Here is a 16,966-nt window from a genome sequence, read left to right on the forward strand (position 1 = left end):
GCAAACGACGTCCGCGGCCGCTCTTCGAATTGCAATCCATTTCCTGGCCACGCTTTCCGCTATTTGTAGGGATCGGCCGCGTCGCGCAAGCCGTCTCCTAAAAAGTTGAACGCCAGAATGACCAAAATCACCGGGACCATCGGGAAGAGAAGCCACGGGTAAAATGCAATGACACTGACGCTCCTTGCCTCGGTCAGCAGGATGCCCCAGCTGGTGATCGGGGGGCGAAGACCGAGCCCCAGGAAGCTCAGCGCGGTTTCGCCGAGGATCATGCTGGGGATTGAAATCGTCGCCGTCGCGATCAGATGCGACATGAATCCTGGTACAAGATGACGACCGATAATACGCGGCGAACTTGCACCCATCAATTGTGCAGCAAGTACATAGTCTTCTTCGCGCAAAGACAAGAGCTTGGAACGAACCGCACGTGCCAGTCCGGTCCAATCGAGAATGCCGAGGATGATGGTGATGCCGAAATAAATGATGATGGGGCTCCAGGTCACCGGCATGATCGCCGCGAGCGCCATCCACAGGGGCAGGCTCGGCAACGATTGCAGCACTTCGATGACCCGCTGGACGAGAAGGTCGAAGACACCGCCGTGATATCCTGCCAGCCCGCCGATGACTATCCCCAGCACGAAGCTGATGGCGATGCCGATCAACCCGATCGTCAGGGAAATGCGCGCACCATAGATAATGCGGGACAATACGTCGCGCCCCAGGCGGTCGGTGCCGAGCAGGTACATCTGGCCACCGATAGCGGGGCAGACCAAATGGATATCCGCATCCACCAACCCCCAGAAGCGATAGGGATCGCCACGACAGAAGAAGCGGATCGGCTGCACGTCCTCCGTGTTGTTCGTATAGACCCGCCGCAGCGTGTCGAGATCGAGAGTCATCTTGCGGCCGTAGACGAAGGGGCCGACGAATTCGCCGTTGTTGAAGAAATGGACCCTCTGCGGCGGCGAATGGATGAAATCGACATTACGGGTGTGCAGGCCGTAGGGCGCCAGGAACTCCGCAATCAGGATCATGCCATAGAGCAGCAGCAGGAAGATGCCGGAAGCAAGAGCAAGCTTATGTCGCTTGAACTTCCACCACATCAGCCGCTTTTGCGAGGCCATGTAGTAACGTGCCTGGCCGGCGGACATGGCCTCGAACTGGTCCGGATCGAAGGCGGCGGTGGAAACGTAGTGCTCTAATGGGGCGCCAGGGCGCGGCAGGGGTGCGTTCACTTCGTGCTCCTGCCTTGCAAGCGGATACGTGGGTCGAGGAAGCCGAGGGCGATGTCGGAGATCAATACGCCGATAACGTTCAGGAAAGCCAGAAACATCAGGAACGAGCCGGCGAGATACATATCCTGGCTCTGCAATGCCTTGATCAGCATCGGCCCGGTCGTTTCCAAGGATAGCACGATGGCGGTGATCTCGGCACCGGAGATGATCGACGGCAGGATCGAGCCGATATCGGCAACGAAGAAATTCAGCGCCATGCGCAGCGGATATTTCACCAGCGCCCTGAGCGGATGCAGTCCTTTTGCGCGGGCAGTGATGACATATTGCTTCTGCATCTCGTCGAGCAGGTTGGCGCGCAGGCGGCGGATCATGCCGGCAGTCCCCGCAGTGCCGACGATGATGACGGGAATCCACAGGTGCGAGAGGATCGAGCGTGCCTTGTCCCAGCTCATCGGTTGCGACAGGTATTTCAGATCCATCAGATGGCCGATCGACACGCCGAACCAGATGTTGGCGAAATACATTAGGATCAGCGCCAGCATGAAGTTCGGAATGGCGATGCCGAGCAGGCCCAGGAAAGTCAGGCCGTAGTCCCCCCAGCTATATTGATGGGTGGCCGAATAGATGCCGATCGGGAAGGCAACTAGCCAGGTCAGCGCAATCGTCGTCATCGACACCAGGATGGTCAGCCACAGACGGTCGCCCACCACCTCCGACACCGGCAGCTGATATTCGAAAGAATAGCCGAAATCGCCGTGCAACATGCCGGCGACCCAATACACGTATTGCACCGCCAGCGGCTTATCGAGACCGTATTCGTGGCGAAGATCCTCGATCTCCTGCATGTTGGCCGTCTCGCCCTGCGCCCGCAGTTCGGCGATCTGGCTTTCGAAGAAATCGCCCGGCGGCAGTTGGATGATGGTGAAGACCAACATCGAGATGACGAGCAGCGTCGGGATCATCACGGCGCTGCGCCAGAGAATATATTTAAGCACGCGGCGGCTCCTCCTTCAGCCAGAAGGTGTCGGGCATGAAAACCCCGAGATAGCAGGTGGGATCGAAGCCGTAGAGCGCCTTTTCGGGCACGTTCTGCAGCTGCGTTGCACGTACGATCGGCTGCAGCGTGCCGTTGATGAGCCCGATGGAGAAGACCTGGTCGGTATAGATCGCCAGCATCTGATGCCATATCTCGGCCCGCTCGAAGGACGAGGCCGACCTGCCCCATTGCTGCTGCAGCTCGACGAGCTTCACCACCTCCGGCAAGTCCGGCGCCGTGCCCTGCGTGCCGCCGGAAAGATAGTACATGCCCCAGAGCGGCCATTGCATCTGGTCGTCCATGGTCGGCGCCAACTGGCCAGGGTTCATGTCCGCCGTCGCCACGCCGTTGTCGAGGCCATACCAGATCGACATCACGATACGTCCGCCCATGGCGCGGCTGCGCAGGATGTCTCGCTGCGAGCTGCGGGTAAACAGGGCGATGCCGACATTGCGCCAATGGTCGGTGACAAGCTCGAGCACGTCGGTGTCGAGCGTGCTTTCGCCGGCCGTCTCGACCGTGATCTCGGCGCGCCGGCCGTCCGGCAGCAGGCGGATACCGTCGCTGTCGCGCTTGTCAAGGCCGGCGGCATCGAGCAGGGCGTTGGCCTGATCGGGATCGTGGGCGATCCAGGCGTTGGCATATTCGGGCTTATAGAGCGGGCTCTCCGGCAGCATGGTGTCAGCGCTTTCGGTGCCGAGGCCATAGAAAACCGCCATGTTGATCTCGTGGCGCTTGATCGCCAACGACAGAGCACGGCGCACCCGCACGTCGCGCAGCACCTGCCGCCAGACGGGATCGGCGCTGTTGAGATTCGGCATCAGCGCGACGCGCGAACCGCGCGTCGCCTTCCAGAGATCGACCTTAACGGGGTAGCGCTTTTCCGCATCCTTCAGGAACGTATAGTCGTCGAAGTTGATGCCGGTCGCCTGCAGATCACTGTCGCCGGTGCCGACCTTGTTCGGGATAATCGCCGACGAGCTGACGTTCAGGATGAAGCGGTCGACATATGGCAATTGCTTGCCGTTTTCATCGACGCGATGGAAGTAGGGATTGCGCTCGAACACGAATTGCTCTGCCGGCGGTGCGGTCGTGTTGTGCCAGGGGTCCAGTACCGGCAGCTCCGGATTCTCCTGGCGATAGACACGGGCCATCTTGATGTGCAGATCGGCCACTTTCTTGACGCGATATTGCTTCATCAGCGCCGAGAGGCGGACCTCGTCCTGATATTTCGGATGGAATTGCCTGAGATAATGGCTAGGGCCGACCACCACCAAGGCTTGCGGCGCGGCAAGATTTGGCAGGAAAAACGGATTGGGCTCGTCCCAGCTGTAGCGTACGGTCAACTGATCGACAACTTCGAAGCGCGGCAGGCTGCCATGCGGGCGCAGCTCAAGTGCGCCGCCCCCCGGCGTCAATTTCTTGTTGAGAATGACGTCTTCCCACCAGTAGCGGAAGTCCTCAGATGTCAGCGGCTGTCCGTCCGACCACTTATGGCCATCGCGTAGCTTGAAGGTGAAGACGGTGTCGTTCTGCGCCTCGAAGGATTCCAGAATATCCGGCTGCAGCGTCAGCGTCTGATCGTAGCCCACCAGACGGGCATAACCATAGACGTTCATGAGGCGCAGGTCGCTCTGGCCGCCGATGAGCATGCGCAGCGACCCGCCGTAGCGGCCGGGTTCGCGGCCGAGTGCGGCGAGATTGATGATACGCGGCATCTTCGGCAGGCGCTGCGCCAGCGGTGGCATTTGGCCGGAGCGCAGCCAGTCGTGCAGGAAATCCGGTTCGTTGTCGGCATCTGCAGCGATCGCCGGCAGCGGCAGTACGGTGGAGGCGAGAAGGCCGAGAAAAGTGCGACGATCGATCACGAGCGCAACTCCTTCGCATCGGCGCCGCGGCGGGCGTGTACGAAATGGCCGCCACCGAGATCGGCATAGGCAAGCCCGGCCCCGTCACCCTCGGTGAACTGCGGCCCCCAACTCTGCTTGGCGGCCGGACCTTCGGCATTCAACGCGGAGAAATCAAGTGGCCGATCGAGATCGGGGAAGGGGACTGCTGCGAGCAGCGAGCGGGTATAGGGATGGACGGGATCGCGCAGGATGATCTCACGCGGGGCGATTTCGACGATGCGGCCGCGAGCCATGACGGCGATGCGGTCCGCCATGTAGTCGACGACGGCGAGATTGTGCGAGATGAAGAGATAAGTAAGGCCAAGCTCCTTCTGCAAATCCTTAAGAAGATTGAGGATCTGCGCCTGAACGGAGACATCGAGCGCCGAGACCGGCTCATCGAGGATCAGCAGCTTCGGCCCAAGCGCCAGAGCACGGGCGATGCCGATGCGCTGGCGCTGGCCGCCGGAAAAGCTGTGGGGATAGCGGCTCAGATAATGCTGGTCGAGTCCGATCGCCTGCATCAGCCCCTTGACCTTCTCCTTGCGCTCATCGCTGTCGCCGTGTCCGTGGATCTCAAGGGGTTCGCTCAGAATATTGCGGATCGTCATGCGCGGTGACAAGGACGAAACCGGATCCTGGAACACCATCTGGATCTTCGTCCGGAGTGCCATGAGCTCGTCGCCCTTGACAGCCAGCACATCGATCTTGCCTTCGCCGTCATCGAATGTCACCGAGCCGCGGTCCGAGCTGACGGCACGCATCAGGATCTTGCTGACCGTCGTCTTTCCGCATCCACTTTCTCCGACGAGACCCAGACATTCGCCGCGGCGAATATCGAAGCTGACATCGTCGACGGCGCTGAACTTGGTACCTGCCTGCCGCCCGAACAGCCCACTTCCTTTCGAACTGTAGGTTTTGGTGAGATTGCGCACCGTAAGCAGCACCGGCGGCGCAACGTTGCCGTTGCCGTTGCCATTACCATTGGTTTTGGCGGACTTCTTCTTGCCGGAGAAAGTGCCGAGATTGACGGGCACATCGCGCAACGATTTCAGCCGTTCGCCGGGTTTCATGTCGAAATGCGGCACTGCTGACATCAATGCTCTGAGATAACGATGTTGCGGATCGCGGAAGATCGTATCGACCGGCCCCGCCTCCATGATCTCGCCGTGATAGATGACCACGACCTCATCGGCCATATTGGCGACGACACCGAGATCATGGGTGATCAGCAACATGGCCATGTTGAACTTCTGCTGCAGGCCACGCAGCAGACCGAGGATCTGCGCCTGGATCGTGACGTCCAATGCCGTTGTCGGCTCGTCGGCGATCAGAAGCGCAGGATTGCAGATTAGCGCCATGGCGATCATCGCGCGTTGACGCATACCGCCCGACAATTCGAAAGGATACATATCGAAGGTACGATGCGGATTCTGAAAACCGACGAGGTTTAGCATCTCCTCGGTCTTCTCGCGCTGCTCGGCCCTGCTGGTGGCGGGATTGTGGATACGAAGCGCCTCGCTGATCTGGTTGCCGACCGTGTGCAGCGGCGACAGCGAGGTCATTGGCTCCTGAAAAATATTGGCCATGCGCGCACCGCGAAGCTGGCGTATCGCAATGCCGTCACGCGGCAGCTCGAGGATGTCCGTTGTCTCACCATCGAGCGGATCGGTAAAAAGAATACGGCCGGTCGCCTGCGCCGGCGTTGGCAAAATGCCCATGATCGACTGGCTGATGATCGATTTGCCGGAACCGGACTCGCCGACCAGCGCGGTTACCTTTCCAGGAAGCACCCGGAGATTGGCATTCTTAACCACACGCAACTTGTCCCCGTAGATCGAGAACGAGACGTCGAGGTTCTCAATACGCAACAAATCAGTCCCTGACGCCATGCCGAAGTAGTTCCCGCTTACACGACCTTGATGGCCCCATATGGCACACTAACGTAGGCCATAACGGGTGTCCAGTTGGTCAAAGCGGGACTGCCACTGTAAAAAAACTGTCGCTTTTCCAGTGATCTATCCAAGGACGCTCAACTAAGTGGTTCCGACTATCACTGGATGAACTTCTCGACTGGCGGACGGTTCTCCAACTTCTTGGCATCCCGATGCAACAAGATGACCTGTTCTGCCTCCGAAAGAACGTCTGCGGCGACATCATGAAAGGCTTCCGTCGTCCCATTGCCTGCCGTGATGGCTTTTGGATGCACGACCGTGAAGCGCTGGCGCACGCCACGTAGTTTCTCTTCGCCGAGCGTTACCCACTCGCCGCCGGTGTAGCCGGCAAAAGCCTGGCTTGCGACCACCGCCGTCGAATATTTCTTGGTCAGCGACTGCAGCCGCTGCACCTCATTGACGGCAGCACCGAAAGCGGAAAAGGTCAAGCGGTCCCTAAGCCCGACATTACCAAGCATGACGTTGCCGACATGCAGGCCGATGCCATAACGAACTTCGCTCAGGCCGCGTGCCTGACGATCCTTGTTGAGAGCGGCAACCCGGCTCTGCGCATGGAAAACAGCTGATAGCGCCGCTTCGCAAGCGACCTTGGAGGGGTCTTTGTGCCGGCCACAGGGATAGACGGCGAGGAAGCCGTCGCCCAGAAAACTCAAGATCTCGCCGCCGTTCCGGTTGAACGGCGCAGCGATGGCGTCGAAGAATTCGTTCAGCGTATCGATATAGGCTTGGCGTCCTTCCTTCTCGGCATAAAGGGTCGACTGCCGCATGTCGCCCATGACGAGAGCGGCGCGGATCGTCTCGCCGTCGCCGCGGCGGATCTGGCCGTTCAGCACGCGTTTACCGGCATCGCCACCAAGATAGGTGGTGAGCATATTATTGGCGAGCTTGCCGAGGACCGCCATCTTGGCGGCCATGGCGAGGTGATTCTGCATACGCATCAGCGCGCCGATCATTTCCTCACTGAAGCCGCTGATACTGTCGGTCGACCAGGAGCCCATCATTCCCTGGGCGGAGCCGGCGCCGAAGGTCTGCACGAAGGCGATATAGTCGGTGATCTTCTCCTTGCGCAGGTCCTCGAAAACCGGGAACTCCAGCGGCCCGTCAACATCGACGCGGCGGCGCAAGTGCAGGAGATTGTTGGAGAGCAGATAATAATAGGGGCTCTGCACGAAGCGCTCCGGCTTGTCGTTCACATGCCGATAGCCTTCGATGGTCAGCCCGCCGGAACGCCGCCAGGTGAAGCCCAGCGCGTCGTAGAGCGGATGCAGCATCGAAAAGGTCAGATGCACGCGGGCGATCGGCAAGCCGGAGGCGGCTATACGTTCACAGAAACCGCGAACGATGCTCTCCAGATTTTCGCCTGTCAGTGCCGACTGTGTCAGCCATTCCGCGACCTTGTCGAGAAAAATATCGGAAACACTCGAATGAACGGTCATCATTGCCGTGGCCTATCCTTGCAATCCAAAATGCTCCTCCCCCAGGGCGACACGCCAACTACCAAATGATATGGGCGCGGCGATGAGGTCGTGTCCAAGCATATTGGCACGGGTCGGATGAGCGAACCATGCAACAAGCGACGGCACATTTTTCCCAGAAGCCTCGAATCGCGCCGGCGCCGTGAAAGATTTTGCTGCACCTTCTATGCGTCCTGGCGGACATACGGCACAACCGAAAAGAGCCGCCAGAGTTGCCGGCTCCCGTTTTGTTCTTCCTTAGATAAGCCCCCCATACCGCTGAAACAATGGCTGAAAACGGCGAAGCTCAAGAAAATTCTGCCGGACAGAAAAACTTTACAGTGTGCCGGGCGATGCCAGGGGCGCATCCAGCGCCGAGGAAACGGCAGCACGCAGCTTGTCGCGCAACGCCATTGCGGCCATCGCATAACCGCCGCTGGCACCGTCGATGAAATGCATGTGGTCGCGCATCAGGGGCGTCGGCACGAAGCAGGTCATTAGCGCGCTTTGCTGCCGATGCAGGCCGTAACGGCAAACGCCGGCAGCTTCGGCTTCGCGCAACCGCGCTTCAATGCGGGAAAGACGCGCGGCATCGACGTCGATGGTCATCTTCAGCCCATCATCGAATTTGCGGAAATCGGAATTCGCGGCAAGGTCGCGCCGGTAGATCTTGGCGTCGAAGGTTGCCGCGCGGATGCCGAACCTGTCGAGGATATAGACGAGAACGATCTGGGCAGCGATCGAAAGCTTGCGCAGCCAGCGATTGCCCGCCGGCGCCGTGGCGCGCGCCTCGATTTCTGCTCCGTCGAAAGCAAGCACCGGCGTCGGACCTTCGACCGGGACTGGATGGCCACCACGGTTCTGCTCCATGGAAATGGCGATGACATCGGCAACGAGGCGTTGGAATTCCGGGCCATTTCCGGCAGCATCGGGAACGGCGATGATCGAGACGATTTCACCATTGCGCGCCTCGATCGGGTTCCATCGGCAGGAAAGACCGGTCAGGTCCGGCCTTGTCTCCTGCGGCGCCGCTTCGACAGCAAAGCGTCCCGCCTTCATCTGCTTTTCCGCCCAGCTGCCGCCGCCACCGGAAAACATGGCGTAGGAAACGAAGTCGCTGGGGCTGAAACGGGCAACCCGCACGTCCAGCCCTTCGGCACGGACATCCGTCATCGGCACCAACGCGGTACGCAAGCTGAGCTGCAACTCCTCCATCACCCACGTCCGCACCGCCGCCAGCGCCTCTCGCACACGACCTTCACCAGAGGGAGGAATGGCTACCAGAGCACCATCACCGCCGAAGACGAAGGGATAGTCCCCCTTGTCCAGCGCGTTCAGCACGGCTGAAATCACCCCCGCCCCGGCCATATTGACGGATTTGTAGTGGCCCGAAGCAATCGCCTTTGTCGAGCTGACGATGTCGGCCACCGCCAGAAGCCAGTCATCGGGAAGCGGCTGATAGTTATTGCTGTCGGTAACGCCTTCAAAACGGGTGAAAACCGGCAAAGTGCGGAAGAAATCGTCGTTCGATAGATCGGCCATGATATCCCCCTTATGAATGAGCGCCACAATCGCTTATCCCTACAGCAACTGCATCGAAAAACCAGCGGGCAGTCGACGCGATATGATCTGCCATGCTACTCCGGCTGCGGGAGAGACATCACGACGCCAAGGACAAGACATATACGATGAGCCGCCTGGATAGTTTCATCCGCCGCCTGACCGCACAGCGCGACATTCTCAATGCTGTTGCCGATGAGGTCAAAGCGCTCGACGGTCCCGTGCTGGAGCTCGGGCTCGGCAACGGCCGCACTTTCGATCATCTGCGCGAGCTTTTTCCCGACCGCCGCGTCGTCGCCTTCGATCGGGCGGCCAATGCCTACGGCTCGTCGATGCCGGAAACCGACAATCTCGTGCTCGGCGAGATCAAGGACACTGCCAGGGATTTCATCGGCATCGGCGCATCGCTTGCCCATGCCGACATCGGCACCGGTTATGAGGACAAGGACGCCGTGACATTGACCTGGCTGCCTGAAATCATGGCCGGCGTTCTCGGCTCGCGCGGACTTGCCGTCAGCGGCCTGCCGCTCGATCATCCCGATCTCGAAGCATTGTCCTTGCCGTCAGGCGTGAAAGAAGGCCGCTACTTCATTTATCGGCGCAGATAGCCGTCAACGCAGGAACAAGACGTCGAACTGCTCGCCCTCAACCGGCAGATCGACGACTTTCATCGGCACACTGCGGTTTTCGAAAAAAGCCAGGCATTCCGTATAGTAGCCTGCAAGATCGGCGACGAAGGCGATCGTCTGTTCCCTGCCATAAAAGGCGGGCGTGAATTCCATGTGGAGCGGCACCTTTCGGGCCATCAGCGCCTGCATCGACCGGATGGCAACGGGCTCGTAGCCCTCGATATCCATCCAGATAAGCCCGACATCGGCAGCCGCGACGCCGATGTCGTCAAGAATATCGGCGACTGGCCGGACTGGCACGGAAATCTTTTCATCACTGGCACTTTGACGCAACGCGCTGCTTTTGCCGTGGTTTTTGTGGTTCAGATAGAAGTCGAGCTGCCCTTCGCGGTCGCCAGCGGCGCAATTTATTGCCGTTACCAGATCCTGCATTCCGTTATCGGCGATATTAAGCGACAGGAGCCGAAAGTTACGAGGATCGGGCTCGACGGTAACGATATGGCGATAGGCGCCGCTCAGAGCAAAATAGCTGGTCTGCGTGCCGATATTGCCGCCGAGTTCGAGGAGGACGGTGCCTTTTCGCAGCAGGCCGTACTCGCGCAGAACCGTCAGCAGCCGGTCGACATGATCGCGCTCGAAATGCCCCTTGCGAAAAACTTTGCGGCCGATGTAGTCGGCCGGCGAAAAGCTCAAGACATGATCGCCGCAATCCAGCGTCATGGTCTTCACACGCGGACCGATGGCGCTGATCAGGATGTCGCGGCCGATGCGGGTATCAAACAGACGGGTGGCAATGCGATCCCGGGTCTTGCGGAGGGCGCGTTTCCAGTGCTTGGCGGTCAAAATCTTGTCGGACATGGTGGCCATCCCTACACCGCCTGCAGGGCCTATGCAAAGCGGCCACTCTCCTCTTTCGGAAGGATATAGACACGCAGAGGCTCGCCGCGGCCGCGAACGGCAATCTCGCGGCTTTCAATGCCGGCGATGTCGATACCGGAAAGGCTCGCCACGGGCTCGGAGAAGACAAGCGCGCGGTTGAATTCCTTGGCGACGCTTTCGAGGCGGCTCGCCACGTTGACTGTGTCGCCGATCGCCGTCACGTTCTTGACATTGCCATAACCCATCGAACCGACCACCGCCGAACCGGTGTGAACACCGACGACAATTTCGAGCGGGACCGACAGCTCATCGGCTAGCTCATCGCCGAGTTTGTCGATCTCCCTGATGATCTCGGCCGCCGCTTTGAGCGCCTGCCGGTTGGCCTCCTGCGGCGTGGTGCGCAGGCCGAACAGGGCCATGGCGCCGTCGCCGATGAACTTGTCCATCCGACCGCCATTGTCCTCGATGATGCGGCCGACGATCGCAAAATAACGGTTGAGCAGGAAGACGATATCGAAGGGCAGGCGCGACTCGGTCAGCGTCGTGAAATGGCGCAGATCGCAGAAAAAGACGACGATCTCACGTTCACGGCCGGGGCTTGCCGTCTGGCTGTGGACGGGAATGGTCGATTCCGCCATCGGCGTCAGGAGCGGCACGACACTGATGTTTCCGGTCGGACGCAATTGGCAGGCGAGGCGGACGTCTGGCGTCGCGCCGATACGGTTCAGCGTCTTTTGCTCCAGAGCTTCGGGCGGCGGCAGATTGTCGACGCCTTCGATGATCTGGACGCGGCAGGTGGAACATTGGCCCTTGCCGCCGCAGACGGAGTAGTGCGGGATGCCGCCGAGACGGCTTGCCTCGAGTACGGTGAAACCGCGAGGCGCATGCACGATTTCGCCGCTCGCATAGCGGATCGTGACCTGATGTTGCCGTTCGCGCAGCCTGCGATGGGTGCGGAAGGCGAAAAGGCCGATGATGGACGCGCTGAAGGCACCGTAGAAACCGGCGCGATAGGGCCATATGGCGCTGACCATCTGGCTGCCGGGTATGGATCCGGTTTCGCCATAGCTGCGCATGTCGCTGTAGTAGCCGCCCCGATAGCCGCGCTCGTCATCCTGCGCTACCTCACGCGATACCGTTCTGCCCATGGCGGCGAAACCGAGCAGGGCGAGGACCGGCAGAACGATGGCGAAAGAGAACATGAGGGGCGCGATAGCCGTGTACCAGGCGCGATAGCGTAGCCAGAAATGGATGCCGATGCAGCCATGGATCCAGACGACTACCAGCACGACCGCCTGGCGCACGCCGTTTGCCGGCGACGTGATCCACAGACTGCGGACGATGGCGCGGTAGTTGTCGTGATAGTCGTAGACATCGTGCAGAATGCGCGTGCCGATGATGTGGTCGATCAAAAGAACCGGAACCAGCAGGCCTGTGACGATCTGGAAGGCCTCGCCTGCGGGCATGACCAGGGTGCGGCGCTTGTAGAGCATGCGCAAGACGAGGAGGATATGGACGATTAGAGCGCCGTAGAGAAGGACGGTGCCGACCGGATTGCGCCAGACGGCCAGGAACCAGTGCTGCGCGTGATCGGCAGCATTCAGCGAGATCAATCCGAGGGAATGATTGGCCAGATGCATGATCACGAACACGAAGATCGTCAAGCCGGAGCCGAGGCGGAACTTTCGCACAAGACGATCGGAGATGATGGGTTTTCTCGCCTCTGTGGTCATCAAATCCAATTTAATTTGCCCGTTCACAAAGGAACGGAAAGCGGTTATCGCCTAATGGTCTAGCTGCAATACCGCATGCTGTCGAGGATGCGGCTTTTGGAGCGAGAGCCTTATTTTCAAGCAACCTGTCGGAATTCGGGCATTTCCCCTACATTTCCGGTCCAAACTATCACTTAATTGTCAACTATTCGCCCACGCTATGAAGATCGCCTTCTATGCTCCGCTGAAATCGCCCAACAATCCGGTGCCGTCGGGCGACCGGCTGATGGCGCGCCTGATCATCGCGGCCTTGGAGATGGCGGGACACACGGTCGAGCTCGCCTCGGAGCTGCGCAGTTTCACGCCGACGCCGGAGGTTGGACCTCGCGCCGAGATCGCTCGGAAAGCGGAACACGAGACCGAAAGATTGCAGAGGAAATGGCGAAACGAATCGCCGCCGGATCTCTGGTTCACCTACCATCCCTATTACAAGACGCCGGACCTCATTGGCCCGGTGCTCGCGGCAACACTTGGCATTCCCTACGTCACCGCCGAGGCATCCTACGGCAGACGGCACGATGACAGCGGCTGGCGGGAAAATCAGCGTCTGGTCGCCGAAGCCGTACGGCAGGCTGCCGTCAATCTCTGTTTTACCGAGCGCGACCGGATCGGCCTAGTCGATGCCATCCCCGAGGGGCGCTACGAGCGCTTCCTGCCTTTCATCGATACGGCAGTTTTCGAACCTCTGGCCGAGGAGATCGCCCCGCATCGACTGATTACCGTTGCGATGATGCGGCGCGGCGACAAGTTCGACAGCTATGCGATGCTCGCGCAGGCGCTGGAGCTGATCCGCGATCGTGACTGGACATTGACCATCATCGGTGACGGGCCGATGCGAGGGGAGGTGCGGATGCTGTTCTCCGCCTTCGATAATGAACGCATCACCTGGCTCGGAGAGCGGGCGGCGCCGGAGATCGTGGCCGAGCTGCGGGCAGGGGGCATCTATGTCTGGCCCGGCTGCGGTGAGGCCTATGGCCTTGCCTATCTCGAGGCACAGGCAGCCGGTCTTTCCGTCGTAGCGCAGGCAACGGCGGGCGTGCCGGAAGTAGTGACGGCTAATGTTACAGGATTTCTGACACCCGAAGGCGATCTGAAAGCCTATGCCGATGCGATTGCATGCCTACTGGACGACGATCAGAAGCGTCGGGCAATGGGTAAGGCGGCCTACCGCTTCGTTCACGAAGAGCGGTCGTTAACCGCGGCCTCGAAACAACTCGAAACCATTCTGCGGAAGCATTTGGGAGATCCCTACTATGAGCGATAGAGCCGAATGGCAGCCCCTGCGCGATGAATTGCTGCGCTGGGCCGATGCCGGGCGAAAGGCAAAACTATGGTTTCGCGACGACGACGCCATCGAGCCGACCGCGGCGCTCGACCAGTTGCTGGCGCTCTCGGACCGTTATTCCGTCCCGGTCGCTCTGGCAGTGATCCCCGCCTATACCGGCGAGCCGCTGGCGGCGCGATTGGCGAACCAGAAAGATCTGACGGTGACCGTACATGGTTGGACGCATCACAACTATGCGCCGGACGAGACGAAGAAACAGGAACTCGGCCCACATCGCCCACAAGCGATTGTGCTGGAGGAACTTCGCCGCGGCTTTGACAAGCTGAAAGCGCTCTATCCCACCCAATTTGCGCCGATGCTGGTGCCGCCGTGGAACCGGATCGACAAGGCGCTGCTGCCTGAGCTTGCTCCTTTTGGATACCGCGCCATTTCCGTTTACGGATTGGCAAAACCGGATCAACCCATTACAGCGATCAATACCCATATCGATATCATGGATTGGCACGGCACGCATGGCGGGCGAGCGCATGGGGAGCTCGTTGGCTATCTCGTGCGGGAACTGCAAAACCGCTTCGACGGCAATGATGAGCCGATCGGCATTCTCACTCACCATCTCGTCCATGACACCACGGCCTGGGATTTCATTACAACGCTGTTCGAGGAGACGGTCGCTCACGCGGCCATCGACTGGCGTCGGGTCGGCGACTTCATGGGCTAACTGCGGGAAGCATGATCTAATCCCGAGCCGCTTCTTTGCGCTTTTGGGATCGGTGCTTCAGAGTTCGAGCAACTGACCGTCAAAGGCGGCAAAGGCGCCCGCGAAGCTTACCCGCGCATCCCTCTGCATGTCGTCCAGCTCCTTGTCGGTGCGTGCCGGTGCATGGTGGAAGAGTGCAAGACGCTTTGCCCCTGCTTTTTTTGCCAGTTTGACGCCTTCCTGCCAGGTGGAATGTCCGAAGCCCAGATGTTTCGGCATCTCCGGCTCGGTGTACGTCGTGTCGTAGATGGCAAGATCGGCATTCATCATCAGCGAAAGGGCTGCTTCATCCAGCCGACCGGCCATGTGCTCAGTATCGTAGACCAGGGCAATGACCCGGCCCGCCCATTCGATGCGGTAGCCGATACAGCCGCCTGGATGGTTCAGTTTGGCGGTGTGGATGACGATGCCCGGATGAGGTTTGAGCGTATCGCCGGCTGCAAAATCACGAAATCTCATCGTCGCACGACAGATGTCAGGCTCCACCGGAAACCAAGGCGGCCGCATGAACTGGCCGATCAGTTGTCGTGTGGTCGTCTTGCCGGCAAGATGCCCTGTCCAAAGATCGACGCTGACCTTGGGATCGTAGATCGGATTGAAGAAAGGCAAACCGATGATGTGGTCGTAATGCGAGTGAGTGAAGAAGACATCGACGTCGCGAACACCTTCTTGCGCAAGCGACAATGCCGCTTCCCGCGCTCCGGTCCCGGCGTCAAAAATAATATGCCTGCCGTCATGTCGCAATTCGATGCAGGATGTATTCCCACCGTAACGCTCGAATTCCGGTCCCGATACGGGGATACTTCCCCGCACACCCCAGAATTTAAGCTCGAAACTATCGTTTTTCATAGAAGTTTTGACACCATTCCCCTTTCCGTCAACGTAAGCACACTTTTCTTATCGTGCGAAGCCAGCAATTTTCGCAAAAGTCACACTCCCGTGAAAACTAAATCCCGCCGTTTCATCAACGCAGATGCTCCGGTTAATGTTCAGCAACGGGTCGCACAGAACTAATATAGGTATGAGGCGACAAAAAAAGATGAAGCTTCGAGCAACAAGTGATAGACCTCGACCCTATGGGGTGTTCGGTGTCGGGGGACATACGAAAGTTCACACCTGTAATGCGTGTCATTCGATTCCTATCAGTCCTGGTGATCCTTGCGATCATCGCCGCCGTTGGATTTTTCGCGCTCACCTCGCACGCGGAAATCCCCGCCGAGGAAGCATCGGCCCATTCTCAATTCGACGCGCAACTCATTGCGCATGGCGAAGCTTTGGCCTCGGTCGGCAATTGCATCGCCTGTCATACCGTCCCCGGCAAACAGGCTTTTGCCGGCGGACTTGCGATACCGACCCCGTTCGGAACGCTCTATTCCACCAACATAACGCCTGATCCGGAGACCGGCATCGGCCGCTGGAGCGAGGCGGCCTTCAATCGCGCCATGCGAGAAGGCGTCGATCGCGAGGGAAACAACCTCTACCCGGCCTTTCCGTTCGACCATTTCACCCATGTGACGGACGAGGACAATCGCGCGCTTTATGCCTATCTGATGACGCGCGCGCCTGTACACGCCGTTGCGCCGGCAAACCAGCTGCCGTTCCCCCTGACGCTACGGCCGTTGCTGGCCGGCTGGAAGCTGTTGTTCTTCCGTGAGGGTGCATTCACGCCGGATCCGGCTCAGAGCGACGCCTGGAACCGTGGCGCCTATCTTGCCGAAGGCCTCGGCCATTGCGGCGCATGCCATACGCCGCGCAACAGTCTCGGCGCCGAGGATGCGAGCCGGCATTTCGCCGGCGGCGAAGCGGAAGGCTGGCATGCGTTTGCGATCAACGCTGCTTCGGCAGCACCCATCCCTTGGGATAAGGACAGCATCGCCTTCTACCTGCGTCATGGCTGGCACCAGTTCCATGGCGTCGCCGGCGGGCCGATGGCCGAAGTGACCGGCAATCTCGGCTCGTTGCCGGACAGCGACATCGACGCAATCGCCACTTATGTCGCCTCCAACATGGGCCAGCCTTCAGCAGACAAGACGGCCAAGGCGGATGAGCTGCGCAAGGCCTTCTCCGGCGATCAAGGCGAGCTCATAAAAGTTTCTACGGAGCAGAACCCCACTGTGGCCAAGACCGCATCGATGCCGGGCGCTGCGATCTACATGGCCACCTGTTCCACCTGCCACGAGAGCGGGCGGCCGCCGCCCTTCGGCGGCATGAATTTCGGCCTCAGCACCGCAATCCATGCACCCAGTCCACAGAATGCCATCAACATCGCGCTTTACGGCCTGCCGCCGGCCGATGGCCAGCCGAGCGCCGTCATGCCGGCTTTCGGCGGTTCGCTCAACGACGCGCAGATCGCCGATCTGCTCGTCTACCTCCGTGCACGCTTTACCGACCAAGGCCCTTGGCAGGACGTGGCAAGTCTCGTCGCCAAGACGCGGTCCGGTAAGATCAAAGTTACGGTCGTCCCATCCGACGGCATCGAACGGGCACCCCTGAACGTGGGTGCGAAGGAGTAACC

13 protein-coding genes are annotated in these 16,966 nt (G+C 59.8%); 4 read left to right on the forward strand and 9 right to left on the reverse strand.

Annotation, left to right across the window (positions count from 1 at the left end):
• Positions 1 to 59: 59 nt before the first annotated feature.
• The 6 genes from FHT86_RS21655 to FHT86_RS21680 form a co-directional block, all read right to left on the reverse strand.
• Positions 60 to 1,235, reverse strand: coding sequence for an ABC transporter permease (locus FHT86_RS21655; protein ID WP_133709536.1), 1,176 nt, complete (start codon positions 1,233 to 1,235; stop codon positions 60 to 62).
• Positions 1,232 to 2,230: an ABC transporter permease gene (locus tag FHT86_RS21660; RefSeq protein ID WP_133709537.1), complete on the reverse strand. Its 999-nt coding sequence runs from the start codon at positions 2,228 to 2,230 to the stop codon at positions 1,232 to 1,234. Before FHT86_RS21660 ends, FHT86_RS21655 begins: the two co-directional genes overlap by 4 nt.
• Positions 2,223 to 4,139: an ABC transporter substrate-binding protein gene (locus FHT86_RS21665; RefSeq protein ID WP_133709538.1), complete on the reverse strand. Its 1,917-nt coding sequence runs from the start codon at positions 4,137 to 4,139 to the stop codon at positions 2,223 to 2,225. Before FHT86_RS21665 ends, FHT86_RS21660 begins: the two co-directional genes overlap by 8 nt.
• Positions 4,136 to 6,052, reverse strand: a complete 1,917-nt coding sequence (locus FHT86_RS21670) for an ABC transporter ATP-binding protein (RefSeq protein ID WP_133709539.1) — start codon at positions 6,050 to 6,052, stop codon at positions 4,136 to 4,138. The genes FHT86_RS21665 and FHT86_RS21670 overlap by 4 nt, the downstream gene beginning before the upstream one ends.
• A gap of 161 nt (positions 6,053 to 6,213) precedes the next feature.
• The gene (locus FHT86_RS21675) at positions 6,214 to 7,554 is read right to left on the reverse strand and encodes an adenylate/guanylate cyclase domain-containing protein (protein WP_166656896.1); all 1,341 of its coding nucleotides are present in this window, start codon (positions 7,552 to 7,554) and stop codon (positions 6,214 to 6,216) included.
• A gap of 351 nt (positions 7,555 to 7,905) precedes the next feature.
• Positions 7,906 to 9,111: a DUF3095 domain-containing protein gene (locus tag FHT86_RS21680; protein WP_133709540.1), complete on the reverse strand. Its 1,206-nt coding sequence runs from the start codon at positions 9,109 to 9,111 to the stop codon at positions 7,906 to 7,908.
• A gap of 146 nt (positions 9,112 to 9,257) precedes the next feature.
• On the opposite strand from FHT86_RS21680, the gene FHT86_RS21685 reads away from it, so the two are divergent.
• Positions 9,258 to 9,737, forward strand: coding sequence for a class I SAM-dependent methyltransferase (locus FHT86_RS21685; protein ID WP_133709541.1), 480 nt, complete (start codon positions 9,258 to 9,260; stop codon positions 9,735 to 9,737).
• A gap of 3 nt (positions 9,738 to 9,740) precedes the next feature.
• Here the strand turns inward: FHT86_RS21685 and FHT86_RS21690 are convergent, their stop codons facing one another.
• Entirely contained in the window at positions 9,741 to 10,616 is an 876-nt protein-coding gene (locus FHT86_RS21690; RefSeq protein WP_133709542.1) for an FkbM family methyltransferase, read from the reverse strand.
• A gap of 29 nt (positions 10,617 to 10,645) precedes the next feature.
• Positions 10,646 to 12,370 (reverse strand): adenylate/guanylate cyclase domain-containing protein, encoded by a 1,725-nt coding sequence (locus FHT86_RS21695; protein WP_133709858.1) that lies wholly within the window; start codon positions 12,368 to 12,370, stop codon positions 10,646 to 10,648.
• A 199-nt stretch (positions 12,371 to 12,569) separates the two neighbouring features.
• On the opposite strand from FHT86_RS21695, the gene FHT86_RS21700 reads away from it, so the two are divergent.
• Positions 12,570 to 13,673, forward strand: coding sequence for a glycosyltransferase family 4 protein (locus tag FHT86_RS21700; RefSeq protein WP_133709543.1), 1,104 nt, complete (start codon positions 12,570 to 12,572; stop codon positions 13,671 to 13,673).
• Entirely contained in the window at positions 13,663 to 14,412 is a 750-nt protein-coding gene (locus FHT86_RS21705; RefSeq protein WP_133709544.1) for a polysaccharide deacetylase family protein, read from the forward strand. Before FHT86_RS21700 ends, FHT86_RS21705 begins: the two co-directional genes overlap by 11 nt.
• A 57-nt stretch (positions 14,413 to 14,469) precedes the next feature.
• On the opposite strand, the gene FHT86_RS21710 is transcribed toward FHT86_RS21705, so the two are convergent.
• Positions 14,470 to 15,300: an MBL fold metallo-hydrolase gene (locus tag FHT86_RS21710; RefSeq protein WP_133709545.1), complete on the reverse strand. Its 831-nt coding sequence runs from the start codon at positions 15,298 to 15,300 to the stop codon at positions 14,470 to 14,472.
• Between the two features lie 272 nt (positions 15,301 to 15,572).
• Between FHT86_RS21710 and FHT86_RS21715 the strand changes: the two genes are divergently transcribed.
• Positions 15,573 to 16,964, forward strand: a complete 1,392-nt coding sequence (locus FHT86_RS21715) for a cytochrome c (protein WP_133709546.1) — start codon at positions 15,573 to 15,575, stop codon at positions 16,962 to 16,964.
• Positions 16,965 to 16,966: the final 2 nt, after the last annotated feature.

It is taken from the genome of Rhizobium sp. BK313, assembly GCF_014193655.1.
Taxonomy (GTDB): Bacteria; Pseudomonadota; Alphaproteobacteria; order Rhizobiales; family Rhizobiaceae; genus Rhizobium.